Origin of the sequence: Natronolimnohabitans innermongolicus JCM 12255 (assembly GCF_000337215.1) — an archaeon.
Lineage (GTDB): Archaea > Halobacteriota > Halobacteria > Halobacteriales > Natrialbaceae > Natronolimnohabitans > Natronolimnohabitans innermongolicus.
The window spans coordinates 1-18,276 of the sequence record NZ_AOHZ01000014.1; the positions used below are offsets into that span (position 1 = coordinate 1).

Below are 18,276 nucleotides of genomic sequence, written 5' to 3' on the forward strand. Positions count from 1 at the left end.
GATGACCGACACCGAAGACGGAGCCGCAGCGGCGGCCGAGCCGGCCGAAGCCGCCGGTCCGACGACCGACGATGCGGCGCCCGAATCGGAGAAAACGCCCGACATCACCGAGGGCGAGGTTCCCGACGACGAAGCCGACGCCGAGCCCGACGAGCCGGCGCCGGAACCGGTCGACTCGATCAAGGGAATCGGCCCCGCCTACGCCGACCGACTCACCGCCGCCGGCGTCGAGACCGTGGCCGACCTCGCCGCCGCCGACGCGGCCGACCTCGCCGAGCAGACCGACGTCTCCGAGAAACGCATTCAGGGCTGGATCGACCGCGCCGAGGTCCGGTAACTCGACGCGATCCAAAACGCCGCCGTCCCCGTACGCCGACCGCTGTTTTTCGCCGCCGCTTTCTCGAAATCGCAAAACGATTAGTCGCGCCGCCCGTCTCGAGCGACATGAACGAGCCGCGCGTCGTCACCGCTCGCGAGTCGTTTCGAACCGCCGTCCGTGATCGGTTCGACTCGCGCGGGTCGGCCGTCGCGACTCTCACCGGGACCGACGCGAAGACCGTCCGCGTTCCGGTCGAGGTTCGCGTGACGGTCGACGATCCGTTTTCGGCGTACCGACGCGCACGAGAGCCCGACGCCGCGGGGAACGCCTACCTCGAGACGACCGGCGGGCAGCCCGGTTGGGGCTACTTTGGCGTCGATCCGGTCGACCGGCTGACGGTCGGCGCCGACGCCGTCGTTCGGTCCGGATCGGACGCAGATGCGGACGCGGGCGCGGACAGTGACTCGCCGACGCTCGCCGCACTCGAGGGGCTGCTCCAGGGCGAGGCGCTCGCCCGCGGTGACTGCGACGTTCCCTACCCCTGCGGCGCGATCGGCTGGCTCTCCTACGATATCGCCCGCGAACTCGAGACCCTCCCCGACTCGGCCGTCGACGACCGCGGACTGCCGCGACTCGAGGTGGCCGTCTACGATCGGCTCGCAGCCTGGGAGGCGCCGGCTGTCGAGGGCGGTGACGACGAGAACGAAACGAAAATTGAACGTGGAGGCGGCGACACCACACTCCGCGTGACCGCGTGCCCGACGCTGACCGTCGGCGACGAGACTGCGCCGGCCGACGAGGCGATCGACGCCGCGTACGACCGCGGTCGCGAGCGCGCCCTCGAACTCGCAGGCGCCGCGCTCGAGGGCGATGCGTCCATCGGTGAGGCGCCGGTGGCGGCCACGGAAGCCACCTTCGAGAGCGACTGCGGCCGCGAGGCGTTCGCCGAACGCGTCGCCGACGTCAAGAAGTCGATCCGCGAGGGCGACACGTTCCAGGCGAACGTCTCCCAGCGGTTGGTCGCCCCGGCGGCGGTCCATCCCGTCGCGGCCTACGACGCCCTGCGACGGGTCAATCCGGCGCCGTACTCCGGTCTGCTCGAGTTTCGCACGGCGGAGCTGGTGAGCGCGAGCCCCGAGCTGTTGCTGGAGCGAGACGGTGACTTCGTCCGAACGGAGCCCATCGCCGGCACGCGACCGCGCGGCGAGACCCCGACCGAGGACGCCCGACTCGAGGACGACCTCCGGACCGACGAGAAGGAACGGGCCGAACACGCCATGCTGGTCGATCTGGAGCGAAACGACCTCGGGAAGGTCTGTGCGTACGGCTCCGTCGAGGTCGCGGAGTACCGTCGGATCGACCGCTACGCGGAAGTGATGCACCTCGTTTCGGACGTGACCGGCCGATTGCGCGACGATCGGTCGCTCTCCGACGCGATCGCGGCCGTCTTCCCGGGTGGCACGATCACGGGCGCGCCGAAGCCGAAGACGATGGCGATCATCGACGACCTCGAGGCGACCCGTCGCGGACCCTACACCGGCAGCGTCGGCGTCTTCGGGTTCGACGGCCGGGCGACCCTGAACATCGTCATCCGAACGCTCGTTCGCCACGCCGACGAGTACCACCTGCGCGTGGGGGCGGGGATCGTCCACGACTCCGAACCGCGCCGGGAGTACGACGAAACGCTGGCCAAGGCTCGCGCGCTGATCACCGCCGTCGACGACGCGCTGGGTGACCGAGCCGAGATGGCCCTCGAGTCCGGGACGGGCGGAAACGGCGGTGAGTCCGATGCGTGAGCACGCCGCGGCCGAGGGGGCGCGGATCCTCGTCGTGGACAACTACGACTCCTTCGCGTACAACCTCGTCCAGTACGTCGGCGAGGTTGCGGACGACGTGCTCGTCCGGCGCAACGACGACCTCGACCTTGACGACCTCGAGTCGATCGACCCCACGGGGATCGTCGTTTCGCCGGGCCCCGGAACGCCCGCAGACGCGGGTATTTCGATCCCGCTGTTCGCCGAGACCGACTACCCGATTCTCGGCGTCTGTCTGGGCCACCAGGCGCTGTGTGCGGCAAACGGCGCCCCCGTCGTCCACGCCGAGTCGGTCGTCCACGGCAAGCCGTCGACGGTCGATCACGACGGGGGCGTCCTCTTCGACGGGCTGCCGGAGACCGTCCAGGTCGGACGCTACCACTCGCTGGCGGTCGACCGCGCGGACCTGCCCGACACGCTCGTCGAGACGGCCCGCACGGCGGACGAGCGCGGCGTGTTGATGGCCGTCCGTCACCGCGAGAAGCCCCAGTTCGGCGTGCAGTTTCACCCCGAGAGCATCCTGACGCGCGGGCACGACGACGCGGCCGACGTCGACGGGATCTCGTTGCGGGTGGGCAAGCGAATGATCGCGAACTTCTGTCGGTTCGCCGCGGAGACGGAGGGGCGGGATGGCTGACGACTGCGACGCCGACCGCTACTACCACGTCGACGGCGACCTTGTCCCCGCCGACGAGGCCACCGTCAGCGTCGACGACCGCGGCTTTCGCTACGGCGACGCCGCCTTCGAGACCCTTCGCGTCTACGGCGGGACGCCCCTCGCGTGGGACAGCCACCTCGAGCGACTCGAGTCGACGTGCGAGGCGCTCTCGCTCGAGCACGGGCTGTCGGCCGACGACCTTCGCGGGCGGATCGACGACGTCCTCGACGCGAACGCGCTCGCGGACGCCTACGTTCGCCTCTCGATTACCCGCGGCGTACAACCTGGCAAACTCACGCCACGGCCGGACGTCGATCCCACGGTCGTGATCTACGCGAAGCCGCTGCCTCGAGGCGGCCTCGAGGGCGCCTCCGTCTGGGACCGTCACGCGACGGTTCGGACGGTCGAGACCCGACGGACGCCCGACGAAGCGATTCCGGCCGCAGCGAAGACGCACAACTACCTGAACGGGATCCTGGCGCGGACGGAGCTGCGAAGCGACGACGGGACCGTCGCAGCCGACGAAGCGCTCATGTGCGACTGCGAAGGCAACGTCGCCGAGGGCGCGACGAGCAACCTGTTTTTCGTCCGCGACGGCACACTCTACACGCCGACGACCGACGGCCCCGTGCTCCCGGGGATCACGCGCGAACTCGTCCTCGAGTCGGCTCGAGCGGACGATATTCCGCTCGAGACGGGACGGTACGACATCGAAGCGGTCCGCGGCGCGGACGAGGCGTTCCTGACGAATCGGACCTGGGAGCTCCGACCGATCGCGACCCTCGACGGGGAGGCGGTCGGCGACGGGCCGATCACGAACCGGCTCTCGAGGCTGTACGACGAGCGCGTCGAGCGCGTCTGTTACTGATTCTGCTCGGCCGCGACCCCGTTACGAGCCGCGCTCGAGCGGCGAAAACGAGAGCAGTCGTTGCGCGAACGCGACTCCGATACCCGCACCGAGGACACCAGGGAAGGGCTCGAGCCAGTCGACGCGTCCGAAGGCGACGAATTCGACGACCACGATCGTGACGTACGCGAAGGCGGTCCAGACGACGATCCAGGGCACTACGTCGCGGACGATCCATCCGACCATCTGTGCGGACCGTACACGTCTCCGCGGATAGGGCTACCGCTCTCCAGAATTGAGACCAAAACGGAACGGACAGAACCGAGCGAACGGAACAGACGGGTCAGCCCAAGAGCGAAGTCGAAGCTCCCCTCAATCGTTCGCGTCCGACTCGAGTACCGGCGGCGTCGGCCCGTCGACGTCCGACGGGGACTCGAGCAGTTCGCGCTCGACGGCCGAACACTCGAGGACGAACGCCGCGCCGAAAGCCGACGCCGGCGTCTGGAAGCCGGCGGGGATCCGATCGGCTCTGGCCCGATCGGTTCGTCCTCCGAGAACGCGCTCGGCGGCGTTCACCGCGGTTTCGACGGTCAGCGCGTAGGGGTTCGGCGTCTCGAGTCGGGCGCGAGCGCGACGGCCGTCCGAGTCGTCGACGATCTCGCCCCAGACCGTCGCGCGGTCGGTTACGAGAGCGCGCTCGTCCGGGCCGTCGACCGCGGCGTCGATCAACCGCTTCAACCCGTCCTCGACCGGCTCGCTCTCGAGCACCCACCCGATCGGGAGCGCGTCGCCGATGTGCATCGCGGTGCTCGCCCACGACGGGGCGGCCGCGTACACCTCGATCGAGTCGATACCCGTGGTGTGGGCGGCGGTGACGACGTCTCCCCAGGGGATCGTGACGGCGTGTTCGGGGCCGTCGCCGAAGTCGATCTCGCGGGTCCGAAAGCCCATGGGGACCCTGAGAAGCCGGCCGTTGCGACGGACGACGCTGTCGCCGCCGAGGTGCTCGACGGCCGTGCGAGCGGTCCCGCGAGAGAGCGGCCCGGCGCTTTTGATCCCCAGCGAAAGGGCGGTCGCCGACGGGACGAGTTCGTGGAGAAACGCCGCCAGACAGTCGGTCGGGACGACGTCGAAGCCGACGCCAGGCAGCAGCGTCACGCCGGCGCTCCGGGCCGCGTCGTCGCGCCCGCGGAGGCGCTCGAACACCGGAAACTCGCCGGTGATATCGAGGTAGTCCGTCTCGGCCTCGAGGCAGGCCTCGACGATCGGTTCGGCCGTCTCGACGAACGGACCCGCGCAGTTCAAGACGGCGTCGAACTCGCGAAGTTCGGCGGCGACGTCGCCCCCGTCTTCGAGGTCGAACGTCCGACCGTCGACGCCCAGTTCGGCCGCCTGTTCGGTAACGGCCGCGCCGTCGCGTCCGGCGACGGTCGTCGGGATCCCGCGAGAGACGGCCTCTCGAGCGATCAGTCGCCCGGTGTAGCCGTAGGAGCCGTAGATGAGAAAAGCGCCCATAGCCGTCGTTCGGCATTACGGATGTTAAAGCTGCGTCAGACGGGTGAGAAACCACAACGTTCAGTGTGGCCGATGGATAACCGGCGCCCGATGGACGCGTCTCAACGGATTACGTCGCTCGAGTCGGTGCCGACGGAGTCGACGGTCGTCTTTCGCGTGCGAAACGGAACCGACGCCGACGACGAGCAGGAGGCGATTCTCGTCGCGACCGACGGCGTCGATGATACCGACGATGGCGGTAGCGACGACGATGACAACGACACGCCGACCGCGGTCGCCTGCTGGCTCAACTACTGCCAGCACATGACTCACATCAAGATCGACAAGGGCTCCGGCGCGCCGATGCGCGACGGCGAACTCGTCTGTGCGAACCACGGCGCGTACTTCGCGGCCGATTCGGGCAAGTGTACGTTCGGTCCCTGCGAAGGCGCCTACCTCACGGACCTCGAGGTGACCGTCGCCGACGGCGACGTCTACCTGACCGACGACGACTACGAGTACGTCGGCGCGGGACCGATCGACGACGGCGACGATCTGACCTCGAGTTCGAACGTCAAAATCTAGTACCCTCCCAAGCGTCGACTGATAGGGCGAACCGCACCGCACGACCGGGTTCGCCCCACCAGTTCAGGCTTGGACCGCCACAGCGGCGACGATCACTGCACTGCCACCGGAATAACGAGGTCGCCTTCCTGGTCATACTCGAGCAACCCGGCGTCGACCAGTCGCGGCAGGTGATCGTGATACAGCGAGAGATACGTCTCGTGGACGCGTTCGGCGGAGATGTTCGGCACTTGCCGACCGGTTTCGCGAACGGCGACCTCTTCGGCCACGTCCGGGAGCGTGAGTTCCTCGCCGTAGGTGCGCATAACCTCGAGCAGCAGCCGTCGCCGCTGGTCGGCGAGCAGTCCGAACGCGTCGTCGATCGTTCGAGCTGACGCCTCGCACGCGTCGAGTTCGTCGAGGACCGTCAACACGAAGTCGACACAGTCGGGCTCTTGATGGGGCGTAGTAGTCATTCGTATCCTTCGAGACCTCTCGAAACGGACGGGAACCTGCGTTCGAAAGACGAGAGACGGTGACAGTGATCGACGGGAACGAGGATCGACCGCCCGTTCGCTCGAGGGTTCGTACCGATTTCTCGGCACCCCGCTAAATATTAGTATCGAATTCGTTTCAGATTCATATCAAAACTTGACCGATCAATGAGGTAACACTTACTCGATCGTTAGCGTGGGTTCCGTCACCGACTCGCTCTTGCAGTCGGGACATCGAGAGGGGAGATTCAACAGGTCGTCGAACCCGTCGAACCCGCAGTCGCGACACGTCGGTGGGGCGACGAGAAGTTGTTCGTCGGTCGTCGCCCCGTCGATCGAACGGGAGACGTGCTCCGCGTGGCGAACCACCGCGTGTGGCGTCAGATCGAGTTCGACGGCGAGTTCGCTCGGCGTTGCAGGTTCGACGCGGAGGGCGTCGGCGAGTCGTTGGCGCGTCGTTTCGTCGGCCTCGCGCATACGGGATGAAGCGGTCGTCGGGATTTGACGGTTTCGCTGCCCGCCTCGAGTCGCCTGCGGGCGTCGGGGATGGCAACTCGTTGAAAGGGCAAACCACTTACCCGGCGCTGGTGAACGTGCGGCCATGAAAGCCGTCGTGCTTGCCGGCGGGTACGCGACTCGGATGTGGCCGATCACGAAACATCGGCCCAAGATGTTCCTCCCGATCGGCGACTCGACCGTCATCGACCGGATCTTCGCCGAACTCGAGGCCGACGACCGCATCGACGAGGTGTTCGTCAGCACGAACGAACGGTTCGCCGCCGACTTCGAGGCCCACCTCGCCGACAGCGAGTTTGCGAAGCCGACGCTGTCGGTCGAGGACACCGCAGCAGAAGACGACAAGTTCGGCGTTGTCGGCGCGCTCGCCCAGTTGATCGACCGCGAGAACGTCGACGACGACCTGCTCGTGATCGCCGGGGACAACCTGATCAGCTTCGACGTCGCGGACTTTCTCGACTACTTCGAAGCGCAGGACGCGCCGACGCTGGCCGCCTACGACGTTGGCTCCCGCGAGAAGGCCAAATCCTACGGCCTCGTCGAACTCGAGGGCGAACGCGTCGTCGACTTCCAGGAGAAGCCCGACGAACCCAACAGTACGCTGGTTTCGATCGCCTGCTATGCGTTTCCGCGGGATTCGCTTTCCTTGCTCCCGACCTACCTCGAGGAGGGGAACAACCCGGACGAACCCGGCTGGTTCGTCCAGTGGCTGCAAAACCGGGAGTCGACGTACGCCTACACCTTCGAGGGCGCCTGGTACGACATCGGGACCCCCGAAAGCTACCTCGACGCCGTCGCCTGGCATCTGGACGGCGAGTCCATCGTCGCCGACTCCGCGACGCTCGAGGACGCCACCATCGGCGACAACGTCCACGTGATGGGCGACGTCACCCTCGAGAGCACCGCTCTCGACCACGCGGTGATCTTCCCGGACGCGACGGTGCGAAACGCCGACGTCCGCCGTTCGATCATCGACGAAGGAACCACTCTCGAGGATCTGGACCTGGCCGGTGCGCTCATCGGCGCACACACGACGATTACGAACGGGTCGCCGTAGTCGCCTCGATTCGGTCGATCCGAGCCCTCTCAGGACGTCAACGCCTGCACTCGCTCGAGTCCGTCCGCCGCCTCGATTTTCGTCTGCCCGAGCGGATCGACGACTTCGGCGGGCAGGTCCATTCGATCCGCCAGCGTCAACAGCGTCTCGAGTTTCGTGATCTCGAGGCGTTCGATCGCTCGCCAGAATTCCGTCTCGACCAGGTCGCCGACGAGTTCCTGGCGGTCCTCGCACAGCCCCTCGAGCGCGGCGCTCTCGAGCGCGCCGGGCTCGGCCTCGACGGCCTCGAACAGCGTCTCGAGGCGGCCGATCTGCTCTCCCGTCGACTCGCTGTGAGCCATGTAGTACTCCACGACGTCCTCGTCGGTCGCCGACTCGGCCAACGACGACCGGAGCTCCTCGAGTTCCTGCTCGAGGTGGTAGAGTTCGCGCAGTTCCCGGACGAACAGGTCGCGCTCGGATTCGATCATACCGTCGGTGACGTCACCGGCGAGGCGCAAAGAGAGACGGCCGTCTCAAGCGAACGCGCGCGAGCGTCGGACGGACGCGGCTATCTCGACGCGACGTCGTCCGAATCGACCCCCTCGCGGAACGCAGCCTGCGCGTCCCAGACCGGCTCCAGGCCCTCCCGGGCCGCCGCGTACGTCTCGTACAGATCGTCGTAGGTCGCCGACGCGTCGGTCGCGGGCTGGTATCGCGTGTGAACTGCCGTCATCGCCTCGGCCGCGCGCTCGAGGTCCGAAAACTCGCCGTTCCCGACCGCAGCGAGCATCGCCGCTCCGTTCGCGCCGGGTTCGTCGTCGGCCGTCACGACGATCTCCGTTCCGACGCAGTCGGCAACGAGCTGGCGGAAAAACGTCGATCGCGCGCCGCCGCCGCCGAGCGCGAGCCGTTCGGGTTCGACGGGCAGGTGTTCGACGCAATCTCGCAGCGCGAGCGCGAGCCCCTCGTAGGTCGCTCGAACGAGGTGCGCCCGCCCGTGGGCCGGCGATAGACCGACGAATCCGGCACGCGCGTTCGGATCGGTAAACGGACCCCGCTCGCCGGTTTCGCTGAGGTAGGGGAGATACAACAGCCCCTCGCTCCCGGCGGGAACCGCCCGCGCCCGCTCCTCGAGCGCGTCGAAGGAGGCACCGTCGGCGAGTTCGGATCGCACCCACTCGAGGCTCCGGGTCCCCGCGTTCGACCCGATCGCGGTCGTCCAGCGGCCGTCGAGACCGAGCGCCATGCCGATGCTCGTCTCGCTCTCGCCGGGGCGGTCGCCGATGACCTGCGTGAAGATCGAGGTTCCGATCGAGGCGGCGCCGTCACCCGGCCGTACCGCCCCGTTTCCGATCGCCGACGCGACGACGTCGATCGCACCGGTCACGACCGGCGTTCCGACCGGAAGGCCGGTGTGCTCGGCCGCCGCAGCCGTCACGCGGCCGACGACGTCCGTCGGCTTCCGAACCGGCGGGAGAAGCGACCGGAAATCCGCAAGCCCGGCGCGCTCGAAGACGGCCGGCTCGACGGATTCCGTCTCCCGATTCAGAAACGGGACCGTCGCCTCCGTGTAGTCGGTCCCGCGGTCGCCCGTCAACCGAAACGCGAGCCAGTCCGTACACGAAAACGCCGTCGTCGCCGCCTCGAGGCTCTCCGGCTCTTCGTCGGCGAGCCACCGCAACACCGGCAGTCCCATGCCGGGATACGGGCGCGAGCCGCAGGTTTCGACGAGCGCCTCGAGCGTGCCGTCGGCCGCCCACTCCTCGAGGACGCCGGCCGCGCGGCTGTCAGACCAGAGCACGGCGTTTCGAACCGGCTCTCCGTCGACGTCGACGAGCCAGCAGCCGTCGCCCTGTCCCGTGAGGCCGACGGCCTCGATCGCCGGTGCGGATTCGCCCCCGGAGCCGCGGGCTTCGAGGTCGTCGGTCACCGAGCGAATCGCTTCCGCGACGGTCGACCAGACCGCCGCCATGTCCTGTTCGGCGCGACCCGACGCCGGATTCAGTACCGATTGTGGTTCCGATGCCATCGCCACCCGGCGACCGGCGAGATCGTACGCGACGGCCTTCACGTTCCTCGTCCCCGCGTCGACACCCAGATAGACGCTCATCGGTCGATAAACTGAAATGCGCGATAATAAATTCCGGTTATCGACGCTGATGCACGCTCGAGGAGCGAGCGATAGCCGTTCGTCGGCGCTCGCGCGACGAATCCGGAGGGTCGATAGGGCACAGCGGTCTCCCTCGAGGAGACGCGATCGAAACGCCGCTCGCTCGCCACACTCCCACCGACGGTGGATCACTTCACTGGAGTCGCGCGTCCGTTATCCGCAATCGGCCACGCGTCCCCTCCCACTCCCGTTCGTACTCGAGGTCGATCCGCCGAGCCATGTGCGGACCGTCCACCACGAACGTCTCGGAACCACCGTTTTTCCGCTCGGGTAGCTCGCGTCGCTCGCTACCGCTCGCGCAAGAATCTGGTCCAAAAACGGCCGCTCGCGGCGCGTCGCACCGCGCTCGCACTCACTCGCGGTTCGACGACGCTAATCGCGCGTCAGTGATCCGCAACCGCCCGCGCGTTCCCTCCCACTCCGACTCGTACTCGAGGTCGATCCGCCGATCCATGTGCGGACCGTCCACCACGAACGTCTCGAACTCGCCGCCCTCGCCGAGGATGTGGACGCCGTACTCCTCGTTGAGCTCCTCGAGTTCGTCGAGCGCCTGTCGATCGAGCGTCCGGCCGAGCCAGGACTCGTCGAGTCCGTGGGCGGCGACCTGAATGATCGTCGTCTCGAAGCCGGCCTCGAGCATCGCGTCGGCGAGGTCGCGGGGCTCTTTCTGCCAGAGCGGGGCGAACAGCTCACAGCCGAGTCGGTCGCACAACCCCTGGATCCGGCTCGTCTGGTACTCGCTCTCGACGGCGCCGGCGGTGACGCCGGCGATACCGCCCTCGAGGTCGTCGTCGAGTTCGATCAGGGCCGCCTCGAGGGGTTCGAGTTCGTCGTCGCCCTGCGCGCTCGAATCGGTCGCGTCCGCGGCGCCGAAATCGTCGGGTTCGACGTCGATCAGCGGAATGTTCATGCTCTGTGCGGCCAGCGACGCGAGCTCGGTCGCGGGGACGTGATACATGTACGAGTCGCCGGTCGGATGCACCGTGACGAGGTGAGAAACGTCGAGCCCCTCTTCGAGGGCTCGGTAGACGGCCCACGAAGAGTCCTTGCCGCCCGAAAAGAGACCGACCCACGCACCCTCTGCATCGCTCATAGAGAGCGGTCGAGATACAGCAGTAAAGACGTGACGGGTTTCGGCGCCGTTACTCGAGGTCTTGATCCGAGTCGGGGTCGCTTCGCGCACTCGAGTCGCGGTCGGTCGCGTCTCGAGGGGGACCGCCGTCGGTGAGTCCCGACCCCGAAGCGTCGGACGACTCCGGCGCCTCGGATGCGGTGTCGACGGTCGACTCGAGGCCCGGCCCCGAGACGTCGTCGTCTCCGCTTCCGGCGACGGGGTCGTCGTCAGTTCCCGACGGACTGAAGTGTGAGGCGACGCGCGCGCCGACGAGACTGACGACGATGGCGGTGACGACGAACAGCGCGAGTCGTTCGCCGGCGGTCAGCACGAAGCTCTCGTTCGAGACGACGCCGAACTCGTAGGCCGGGACGACGAACGGATCGATCACGGCCTGAGTCTCGAGGAAGTACGCGGTGAACCCGCGGACGACCAGCCCGACGGCGACGACGATAAACGGTAGGTTCAGATACGAGCTACGGATCGGTTCGTCGCCGATCGCCTCGTCTAACAGTCGGCCGGCGCTCGCGGTCAGCGCGGCCATCGCGAGCCACGGAACGCTGTCGAAGGCGAACTGCACTGCCGGAATGACGACTCCCTGGGGATCGTCCAGATTCGAAACGCCGAGCGCGCCCATGAAAAGCCCAACGAACGTGAGCCCGGCGGCCACGACGTAGGTGACGACCGACACCTGACCGGTGTACAGCGATTCCCGAAGCTGGTGGGCCGTTCTGGTCAGCAGTTCGTCGACGTTGAATCCCTTGTAGAGGAGAAACACGCCGATGACGGTGGTGATCGCTGCCGCGCCCTCCGCGGGGCCGACGAGCGTCGCGAGCATCGGGAAGACCAGCAGCGTCAGTCCGATCGGGACGAGCACGGTCTGGCGCAGTTCCTCGTCGGCGAGAAACTGCTTCAGGAGGTAGTACGTCGACTCGATGTCCCGGGCCTGGCGAACGACGACCCGGTCGACTGAATCGACCTGCATCCGGCTCTCAACGATAGGAACCAGTCGCTCGTCCTCCGCGCTGTCGATGACGACGACCGCGGAGTCGGGGTCGTAGTCGGCGACCAGTTCATCTAACTGGGCGGCGACCGCCCGATCCGCCGAGACCATCGACTCTCGGTCCCCGGAGACGACCGCGACGACAACCTCCTCGTTTTCGTCGCGTAGGTCCTGGGCGACACGTAAGGTCTCGAGCAGGGAGTTGACCCCCGAGTCTTCCGGGTCCGCCAGCCCGACGTCGGTCACCAGCGCGCGGACGGCTTCCCAGCCGACGATGGGCGACCGAAGGCCGGTCTTGCGACCGACGTCGTCGGTCCGATCGAGACAGACGACCAGCGTTGTCACGGTTGGCGTTCCATTCCGTGTGACGATAAAACCACTTACTCGTTCGACGGATCGCGATCCGGCTCTGATTGTGCCGGTATCTCGGTACAGGAGCCCGTCTCAGAGCCGAAGCCGGAACTCCCGCTCCTCGGCGAGGCCGGCGATTCCGGCGCCGAACGCGTAGGCCAGCCGCTGGGCGCCCGTCCCGACGCGAGCCATCAGCGGCCGCTCGGGCTCGAACTCCTCGACGCTGACCGCCTCGCGCTCGAGTCGGTCGGCCAGTTCGTCCTCGAGGTCGCGGCGCGTCCCGAGTTCGTCGACAAGCCCTAGCTCGTGGGCCTCCTCACCGAGGTAGATCCGGGCTTCGGTGTCGCGGACGAACTCGGCGTCCAGGTCGCGGCCGTCGCTGACGCGGTCGACGAACGTCTCGTAGTAGTCGTCGATCAGCCCCTGGAGGTACGCGCGCTCGTCGTCCTCGAGTTCCTTCAGCGGCGTCCCCGCGTCTTTGTACTCGCCGGCGGCGAATCGCTCGTAGGAGAGCCCGACCTTCTCGGCGAAGTCGCTGGCGTTGACCCGCGAACCGATGACGCCGATCGATCCGACGATCGACCCGTCGCGAGCCCAGAGTTCGTCACAGCCGCTGGCGATCCAGTAGCCGCCGCTGGCACAAACGTCGGTCGTGTAGGCGACGGTCGGACCGTCGAACCGCTCGGCCGCGAGGCGGATGTCGTCGCTGGGAACGACCTCGCCGCCGGGCGTGTTGAGCTTCAACAGCAACGCGTCGACGCTGTCGTCCGCGTCCGCACGGTCGATCTGCTCGACGATATCGTCGGCCGGCGTCGACCGCGGCCCGGACGGGAGTCCCCCGCCACCGCCGTCGCGGCTGATCGGCCCCTCGACGCCGACTTCGGCAACGTCGTAGCCGGGAAACAGCGATCCCGCGACGTTGCCGGCGATCCGAAGCCCGAGGAGGGCGACGGCGACGGCGATCAGTATGCCGAGCAAGTCGGTGGTCGTCTCCGGGACGACGACGAACAGCGTGATGCCGATCGCGGCGAAGACGATCCCGCCGACGAGAACGATCAGGAGTCGGCCGAGTCCCGTACTACTGACCACTGCGGTCACCTCGAGTCATACGGGTATCTGTGCGTGGCATCTGTTAATCACTGGTGGTTTCGGGCAAAACCGCCGTTTACCGATTCGCGAGCGTTTGCGGAACGAAACGCGTTCTCGCCGGACGCAACTACCGGACGGCTACCATACGGACTGCTGTCCCGATTTCTCGGCGCAACCGCCGCCCGGGTCGCGGGTGCGCCGGAACTGACGGACAGGAACCCGTATCAGTCGTCGAGTTGCTGTGACGCCTGCGACGGTGACGCCCCCTGTGGCTGGGAAGCTGAAGGGTTCGACTGCTCGGCCGTCGCCTCGTCGCCTGCGGCCACAGCGCCGGCTGCGTCGTCGCCGCTCGATGATGGGTCCTGTTCGGTTCCTCGTAGCGCATGGACGAGGTTGAGTCCATCCCGGAAGAACGGCATCAGATCGTCGGATACCGCGTAATCGAACCGCGGCTGGTGGACGATCGACGAGACGACCTCGCGAGCCGCGTCGGCAAAGTTGGGTCGCTCGACCATCGGGTACTCCTCGGTCGCGACGCTGTGGAGGTAGCTCAACTCGCCGCGAAGGAGGTGGCCCCCGATGCCGACCTCGTAGCTGTCGTCGACATCGATCGGCTCGCCGCGTGCCTGCTGCCAGTAGTAGTACGGAAAGTCGGCGCCGGCCTGCACCGAGAACGGGAGCGACGACCAAAACCGCGGGTTGATCTCCATGAGCTTGTACTCCTCCGCGTCGGTGTCGCGGAGGAACTCGACCATCGCGAGACCGTGCCACTCGAGTTCGTCGAGTAGCGCCCGGCCGGCCTCCTCGAGTTCGGGGTCGTAGACCGTCTCGCGGTACGCGCTCGGGCCCCCGCAGTACTTCCAGCCCCGGCGCTGACAGTGCTGGAACGTCGCGACCGGCTCCCCGTGGTCGTACATCGCGAAGAAGCCGAACTCCCTCGAGTCGGGGATCCGTTCCTGAACGAGGGGCATGTGGCCGCGCTTCTCGCGGGCCGCCTGCGGGTCCGGGGGCGAACCCGGTCGCTGATACTCCGTCGAGCCGATCGTCACCGCATCGGAGTCGCCGCTGAGATACGCGGGCGCGGAGACGGTGTATCGCGGTTTGACGATCGTCTCGCGGTCCCAGTCGGTCCACTGGTCGAGGAGAGCGGTCTCGGGAACCGCGACGTCGGCGGCGTCAGCCGCGGCGAACAGTTCGACTCGATCCTGGACGAGTCGAAGCGTCTCGAAGTCGGGCCAGTTCGTCCGGACGACTTCGGCGAATTCGTCCTTGCGGTCGGCGAGGATGTAGACGTCCTCCTCGCGGACCGGAATGAGCGTCTCGACGTCCGGTCGCCGCGCGAGGTCGAGCAGCGCGTCGCCGTAGGCCATCAGGTCCGCGTCCGGATCTGGGACCTCGACGAACTCGTCGCAGTAGGTTGAACACGACGCCGGCGTCTCGGCGGATTCGGAGGCGACGATCGTTCGAACGCCGCGGGGGTGAAGCGAGCGCAGACAGGCGACGGTACTCGGTGCGTCGATGCCAGGGACGACTACGCCCGGTTCGGTGTGTTGGTGTTGCATAGTCGAGGGGTGGTGTTCGGTCGTCATCGGTAGGTGGTGGATATCGCAATGTGCCGGTGGTGGGATGCGCCGCTGGGGGAGAGACGGCTCACGCTCACGGCGTGATCCGCTCCCGGACTCCGTCGAGCGTAGTGTCGATGTACGCCCAGCAGTGCTGAATCGTTTCGCCTTCCAGTTCGTAGACGTGAACGAACGGGATATCGACGTGTTCGTCGCCGACCGTTCCGACGTACGCGCCCGAGACGGCAACGGTTTCATCAATCGCGGTGAACTCGTCGGGAACCGCCTGGAGGTGATCCGTCTCGTCGCGAATCGAGCCGCCGATACCGTCGAGGACGGCATCGACGCCGGTCGCGGTCCGCTCCGGCTGATCCGGATCGCTACCGGTCGCCGTCAAACCGACCTCGTCGGCCAGCAGTGATCGTACTGCGTCGGGGTCACCGCCGGTCACGTACGCGTTGAATCCGGCGTAGAACTCTACGAGGAGTTCCCGAGGCGCCATACCCGCAGTCGATCGGCACGTATTTGATTTCATTCCCGTTTCTAGGTCTGTCCGATCACACAAACGGACAAAAAGGGCTCACGTCGTTCACAGGACGTGAAAATACATACGAAAATTACATCTTCGAAGAAATCGCTAGCCGGGGAACCGACGGCCGTCACATCGCATCGGGCGCACTCCTCGAGACGGCGTCGAAACAGATCGAGAGAAAAACGAACGGCAGATCCGCGCGGGTAGACGGAACCGATCTAGAGCAGTCCGGTCTTCTGGAGTTTCATCAGGTCCTCGGTGTCGAGCGTTTCGCCCTCCTTGAACTTCTGATAGATCTCCTCGGCTTCCTCTTTGGCCTCTTCTTTCTTCTTGTCGCGCTCGGACTTGCGCTCCTTTTCTTCCTTCTTGTCGAGTTCGCGCAGGCGCTTCTGGACGCGGACGAAGTCCTCGTGGTGCTGGTCGGCGGCCTCCTGGGCCTCGACGAACTTCTCGTGCATCTCGTCGGCCTCGTCGCGGATGTCGTCGGCCTCGCGGTAGGCCTCGATCATCTGGTTGTGGTGTTCCTGGGCCTTGTCCGCCAGCTCGGTGACCTTCTGGTGGTGCTGGGAGGCTTCAGAGCGAACCTCTTCAGCTTCCTCGACGAGACCCTCGAGGTCCTCGTTCTGCTCGAGTTTTCCCTTGCGCTCTTCGTACTCCTCGCGCTTGGACTCGATCTTCTCGATGAGCTCTTTTTCCTCCTCGCTCGAGAGGACCTCGGTCTGCTGTTTGAACTCGAGCTGTTCGATCTCCTCCTCGAGCTCTTCGAGGTCCTTGCCCTCGTCGAGCTCCATGTCGGACTTGAGCTTCTCGACCTTGTCGAAGAGCTCGTTGGCCTCGGCGTTGAGCTCGTTGCGGCTCTCCTTGTGCTCCTGAACCTGCTCGTTGAGCTCGTCGCGTTTCTCGCGGTGTTCCTGGGCTTCGTCGACCTTCTCGCGTGTCTTCGCGTTCAGGTCGTCGCGCTTGGATGCGCGCTCGGAGGCCATCTGGTTGAGCTCGTTTCGCCGATCTCGCAGCTGACCGGCCATCTTGATGAGCTCGCCTTTGGATTTGTTCTCGAGGTCGTCTTCCGTCAGTTCGATGTTTTTCGATTCGTCTACCATGTGTTACTCAAACCTCTGTGCCATACCGCACCGGGCACTGCTCGCTCGTCTCGCTGGAGACACTCGTCACTCGAGTGTATTTCGGCGAGACTGGCGCGGACGCACACAGCGTCCGCTCACGATCTGCGAAACCTCGGTGAATAAGATTTCCTGTCATCGATCGTCGAGCGATACGCGCCCCGGTGGCGTTCTGGTAGCCGTACGTACTGGTGCCTCCAATTTAAATGTAACGGTCGCCAGACCCCCGGAAACCGTTAGCAGGGGACTCCTCGGACTGTGTCGCGGTATGACATGGATCTAGGTGTGGTTATAAACGAACGTGGCAGCTGTCGGCCGCAGACGCCGCATAGAGGCGCCACAACCGTCACACGAGCTGATAGTTTCACACTCGAGGTCAGCGACGACCGCCGTTCGGTCAGCAGCGGGAATCGAAATCGGGGCGTCGCGATTCCCCGGCGAGACGAAACGACTAGAACAGGTTCTCGAGGCGGTCGTCCGCGAACTGTTCGGCGGGATCGGTTTTCTCCTCCTCGCGTTCCTGTGCCCGCTTCGCCTCGCGCGCGCGTTCCATGAACTCCTGAATGCGGTCGGATCGCTCCGCGCCGCCGAGCAAGACCAGCGCGCCGAGTCGGTCGCTGTCGAGCGGGAAGTCCCCGCCGCGAACCTGCATGCTTCCGGTTTCGTCCTCGAGCCAGCGGCGGGCGCGCTCGACGCCCTTGCGGGGGATGCGGTCGGGCTGACCGGCGACGACCAGCAGCGCCGAGTCGGCCGTCGTCGCGTCGGGGAGACTGGTTCCCGTCAACAGCGCCTGTCGCGAGACGCTCATCGCGGTTCGGATGTTCTCGCCGCTGTCCTCGCTCGCGACTTCGGTCGCGTACCCCAGCGCGGCGATCCCGCCCGCGCGGAGCGTGTTGATCACTTCGCTCGAGTCGACGACGCTCTCCCCGACGCCTTCGACGGCCTCGCCGGAGGCAAAGAGCAGGCCGACGCGCTGGGCGATGCGTTCGTTGATCGTTTCGAAGGCGCCTTCGACGCTCTCGCCCTGTTCGTGCCAGGCGTCGTTGTCGACGAGCAGCGTCGAGTCGGCCTCGCGGACGACCGTCTTCAGCGAGCGACCAGCGTTGGCCTGGTAGAGCGCGCCCTCGTTGCGTCCGGGGAGGACGCCGAGCGCGTAGACGGGCACGTCGTAGACCTGTTGGAGGTGATGGACCAGCACCGGCGCGCCGCCGCTTCCCGTCCCGCCACCGAGGCCGGCGACCACGAAGATCGCCTCGGCCTGGGAGGTGACGCGGCCGTCGAGGCCGTTCAGGACCTGCTGGATGTCCGACTGCATGACTTCGGTGCCGAGTTCGTTGTCGCCACCGACGCCGTGGCCGTTGACGCGGTCGGCACCGATCAACTGCGTGTCGACGTACTCGAGCGAGCGGAGGTCCGGTTTCGCGGAGTTGACGGCCAGGGCGCCCTGAACGGCTCCGAAGCCCATCTCCGCGTCGAAGCGGGCGAGCCGTTCAGTGATCTTGCCTCCGGCCTGACCAACACCGATCAGGGCGACTTTCATGGTGCTTTCATGAGCGAGCGAGAATTTCAACGTTGCGGTGAACAAATACAGG

The 18,276-nt window shown here is 66.5% G+C and carries 19 protein-coding genes and 1 pseudogene; 6 read left to right on the forward strand and 14 right to left on the reverse strand.

The features are described 5' to 3' along the window. The 4 genes from C493_RS02470 to C493_RS02485 all read left to right on the forward strand — a co-directional run. The coding region (locus C493_RS02470) for a DUF4332 domain-containing protein (protein WP_007257813.1) at positions 1–337 on the forward strand (337 nt) is incomplete at its 5' end. Between the two features lie 107 nt (positions 338–444). Then, positions 445–2,115 (forward strand): anthranilate synthase component I family protein, encoded by a 1,671-nt coding sequence (locus C493_RS02475; protein WP_007257814.1) that lies wholly within the window; start codon positions 445–447, stop codon positions 2,113–2,115. Beyond that, positions 2,108–2,770, forward strand: a complete 663-nt coding sequence (locus C493_RS02480; RefSeq protein WP_007257815.1) for an anthranilate synthase component II — start codon at positions 2,108–2,110, stop codon at positions 2,768–2,770. The genes C493_RS02475 and C493_RS02480 overlap by 8 nt, the downstream gene beginning before the upstream one ends. Then, on the forward strand, positions 2,763–3,659 hold the full coding sequence (locus tag C493_RS02485; protein ID WP_007257816.1) for an aminotransferase class IV: 897 nt from the start codon (positions 2,763–2,765) through the stop codon (positions 3,657–3,659). The genes C493_RS02480 and C493_RS02485 overlap by 8 nt, the downstream gene beginning before the upstream one ends. 21 nt (positions 3,660–3,680) lie before the next feature. Here the strand turns inward: C493_RS02485 and C493_RS02490 are convergent, their stop codons facing one another. Both C493_RS02490 and C493_RS02495 read right to left on the reverse strand, forming a co-directional pair. Beyond that, positions 3,681–3,884, reverse strand: a complete 204-nt coding sequence (locus C493_RS02490; RefSeq protein WP_007257817.1) for a hypothetical protein — start codon at positions 3,882–3,884, stop codon at positions 3,681–3,683. A gap of 126 nt (positions 3,885–4,010) precedes the next feature. After that, complete coding sequence (locus C493_RS02495) at positions 4,011–5,153, reverse strand: saccharopine dehydrogenase family protein (protein ID WP_007257818.1); 1,143 nt, start codon at positions 5,151–5,153, stop codon at positions 4,011–4,013. Positions 5,154–5,243: 90 nt separating this feature from the next. On the opposite strand from C493_RS02495, the gene C493_RS02500 reads away from it, so the two are divergent. Further along, complete coding sequence (locus C493_RS02500; protein WP_007257819.1) at positions 5,244–5,717, forward strand: Rieske (2Fe-2S) protein; 474 nt, start codon at positions 5,244–5,246, stop codon at positions 5,715–5,717. Positions 5,718–5,809: 92 nt separating this feature from the next. Here the strand turns inward: C493_RS02500 and C493_RS02505 are convergent, their stop codons facing one another. Both C493_RS02505 and C493_RS02510 read right to left on the reverse strand, forming a co-directional pair. Next, the gene (locus C493_RS02505; protein WP_007257820.1) at positions 5,810–6,172 is read right to left on the reverse strand and encodes a DUF7344 domain-containing protein; all 363 of its coding nucleotides are present in this window, start codon (positions 6,170–6,172) and stop codon (positions 5,810–5,812) included. A 198-nt stretch (positions 6,173–6,370) separates the two neighbouring features. Beyond that, a complete protein-coding gene (locus C493_RS02510; protein ID WP_007257821.1) occupies positions 6,371–6,667 on the reverse strand; it encodes a transcriptional regulator in 297 nt (98 codons plus the stop codon). 124 nt (positions 6,668–6,791) lie between these two features. Between C493_RS02510 and C493_RS02515 the strand changes: the two genes are divergently transcribed. Continuing rightward, the gene (locus tag C493_RS02515; RefSeq protein ID WP_007257822.1) at positions 6,792–7,763 is read left to right on the forward strand and encodes a sugar phosphate nucleotidyltransferase; all 972 of its coding nucleotides are present in this window, start codon (positions 6,792–6,794) and stop codon (positions 7,761–7,763) included. A 29-nt stretch (positions 7,764–7,792) separates the two neighbouring features. Here C493_RS02515 and C493_RS02520 read toward each other — a convergent pair whose 3' ends face one another. The 10 genes and pseudogenes from C493_RS02520 to C493_RS02560 all read right to left on the reverse strand — a co-directional run bounded on the left by C493_RS02520 (position 7,793) and on the right by C493_RS02560 (position 18,224). Further along, a complete protein-coding gene (locus C493_RS02520; RefSeq protein WP_007257823.1) occupies positions 7,793–8,233 on the reverse strand; it encodes a DUF892 family protein in 441 nt (146 codons plus the stop codon). A gap of 80 nt (positions 8,234–8,313) precedes the next feature. Continuing rightward, on the reverse strand, positions 8,314–9,855 hold the full coding sequence (locus tag C493_RS02525) for an FGGY-family carbohydrate kinase (protein WP_007257824.1): 1,542 nt from the start codon (positions 9,853–9,855) through the stop codon (positions 8,314–8,316). A 193-nt stretch (positions 9,856–10,048) separates the two neighbouring features. Beyond that, positions 10,049–10,177 (reverse strand): annotated as a pseudogene (locus tag C493_RS21990) (diphthine--ammonia ligase); the annotation flags it as partial. A gap of 90 nt (positions 10,178–10,267) precedes the next feature. Beyond that, complete coding sequence (locus tag C493_RS02530) at positions 10,268–11,008, reverse strand: diphthine--ammonia ligase (protein WP_007257826.1); 741 nt, start codon at positions 11,006–11,008, stop codon at positions 10,268–10,270. Positions 11,009–11,057: 49 nt separating this feature from the next. Continuing rightward, on the reverse strand, positions 11,058–12,377 hold the full coding sequence (locus C493_RS02535; RefSeq protein WP_007257827.1) for a DUF373 family protein: 1,320 nt from the start codon (positions 12,375–12,377) through the stop codon (positions 11,058–11,060). A gap of 99 nt (positions 12,378–12,476) precedes the next feature. After that, positions 12,477–13,472, reverse strand: a complete 996-nt coding sequence (gene sppA / locus C493_RS02540; RefSeq protein WP_007257828.1) for a signal peptide peptidase SppA — start codon at positions 13,470–13,472, stop codon at positions 12,477–12,479. Between the two features lie 224 nt (positions 13,473–13,696). Beyond that, a complete protein-coding gene (locus tag C493_RS02545; RefSeq protein WP_049889092.1) occupies positions 13,697–15,034 on the reverse strand; it encodes a carboxylate--amine ligase in 1,338 nt (445 codons plus the stop codon). Positions 15,035–15,128: 94 nt separating this feature from the next. Then, positions 15,129–15,536 (reverse strand): nuclear transport factor 2 family protein, encoded by a 408-nt coding sequence (locus C493_RS02550; RefSeq protein WP_007257830.1) that lies wholly within the window; start codon positions 15,534–15,536, stop codon positions 15,129–15,131. A 248-nt stretch (positions 15,537–15,784) separates the two neighbouring features. After that, the gene (locus tag C493_RS02555; RefSeq protein ID WP_007257831.1) at positions 15,785–16,666 is read right to left on the reverse strand and encodes a coiled-coil protein; all 882 of its coding nucleotides are present in this window, start codon (positions 16,664–16,666) and stop codon (positions 15,785–15,787) included. A 469-nt stretch (positions 16,667–17,135) separates the two neighbouring features. Further along, positions 17,136–18,224 carry a tubulin/FtsZ family protein gene (locus tag C493_RS02560; protein ID WP_007257832.1) on the reverse strand — a complete coding sequence of 363 codons (1,089 nt, stop codon included), beginning with the start codon at positions 18,222–18,224 and terminating at the stop codon, positions 17,136–17,138. Positions 18,225–18,276 lie beyond the last annotated feature (52 nt).

Bases quoted from the DNA above. Each gene is read 5' to 3' on its own strand.
- C493_RS02485 (WP_007257816.1), top strand. From the start codon at position 2,763: ATGGCTGACGACTGCGACGCCGACCGCTACTACCACGTCGACGGCGAC.
- C493_RS02510 (WP_007257821.1), bottom strand. From the start codon at position 6,667: ATGCGCGAGGCCGACGAAACGACGCGCCAACGACTCGCCGACGCCCTC.
- C493_RS02495 (WP_007257818.1), bottom strand. From the start codon at position 5,153: ATGGGCGCTTTTCTCATCTACGGCTCCTACGGCTACACCGGGCGACTG.
- C493_RS02480 (WP_007257815.1), top strand. From the start codon at position 2,108: ATGCGTGAGCACGCCGCGGCCGAGGGGGCGCGGATCCTCGTCGTGGAC.
- C493_RS02545 (WP_049889092.1), bottom strand. From the start codon at position 15,034: ATGCAACACCAACACACCGAACCGGGCGTAGTCGTCCCTGGCATCGAC.
- C493_RS02505 (WP_007257820.1), bottom strand. From the start codon at position 6,172: ATGACTACTACGCCCCATCAAGAGCCCGACTGTGTCGACTTCGTGTTG.
- C493_RS02490 (WP_007257817.1), bottom strand. From the start codon at position 3,884: ATGGTCGGATGGATCGTCCGCGACGTAGTGCCCTGGATCGTCGTCTGG.
- C493_RS02500 (WP_007257819.1), top strand. From the start codon at position 5,244: ATGGACGCGTCTCAACGGATTACGTCGCTCGAGTCGGTGCCGACGGAG.
- C493_RS02515 (WP_007257822.1), top strand. From the start codon at position 6,792: ATGAAAGCCGTCGTGCTTGCCGGCGGGTACGCGACTCGGATGTGGCCG.
- C493_RS02550 (WP_007257830.1), bottom strand. From the start codon at position 15,536: ATGGCGCCTCGGGAACTCCTCGTAGAGTTCTACGCCGGATTCAACGCG.
- C493_RS02475 (WP_007257814.1), top strand. From the start codon at position 445: ATGAACGAGCCGCGCGTCGTCACCGCTCGCGAGTCGTTTCGAACCGCC.
- C493_RS02520 (WP_007257823.1), bottom strand. From the start codon at position 8,233: ATGATCGAATCCGAGCGCGACCTGTTCGTCCGGGAACTGCGCGAACTC.
- C493_RS02560 (WP_007257832.1), bottom strand. From the start codon at position 18,224: ATGAAAGTCGCCCTGATCGGTGTTGGTCAGGCCGGAGGCAAGATCACT.
- C493_RS02525 (WP_007257824.1), bottom strand. From the start codon at position 9,855: ATGAGCGTCTATCTGGGTGTCGACGCGGGGACGAGGAACGTGAAGGCC.
- C493_RS02530 (WP_007257826.1), bottom strand. From the start codon at position 11,008: ATGAGCGATGCAGAGGGTGCGTGGGTCGGTCTCTTTTCGGGCGGCAAG.
- C493_RS02555 (WP_007257831.1), bottom strand. From the start codon at position 16,666: ATGGTAGACGAATCGAAAAACATCGAACTGACGGAAGACGACCTCGAG.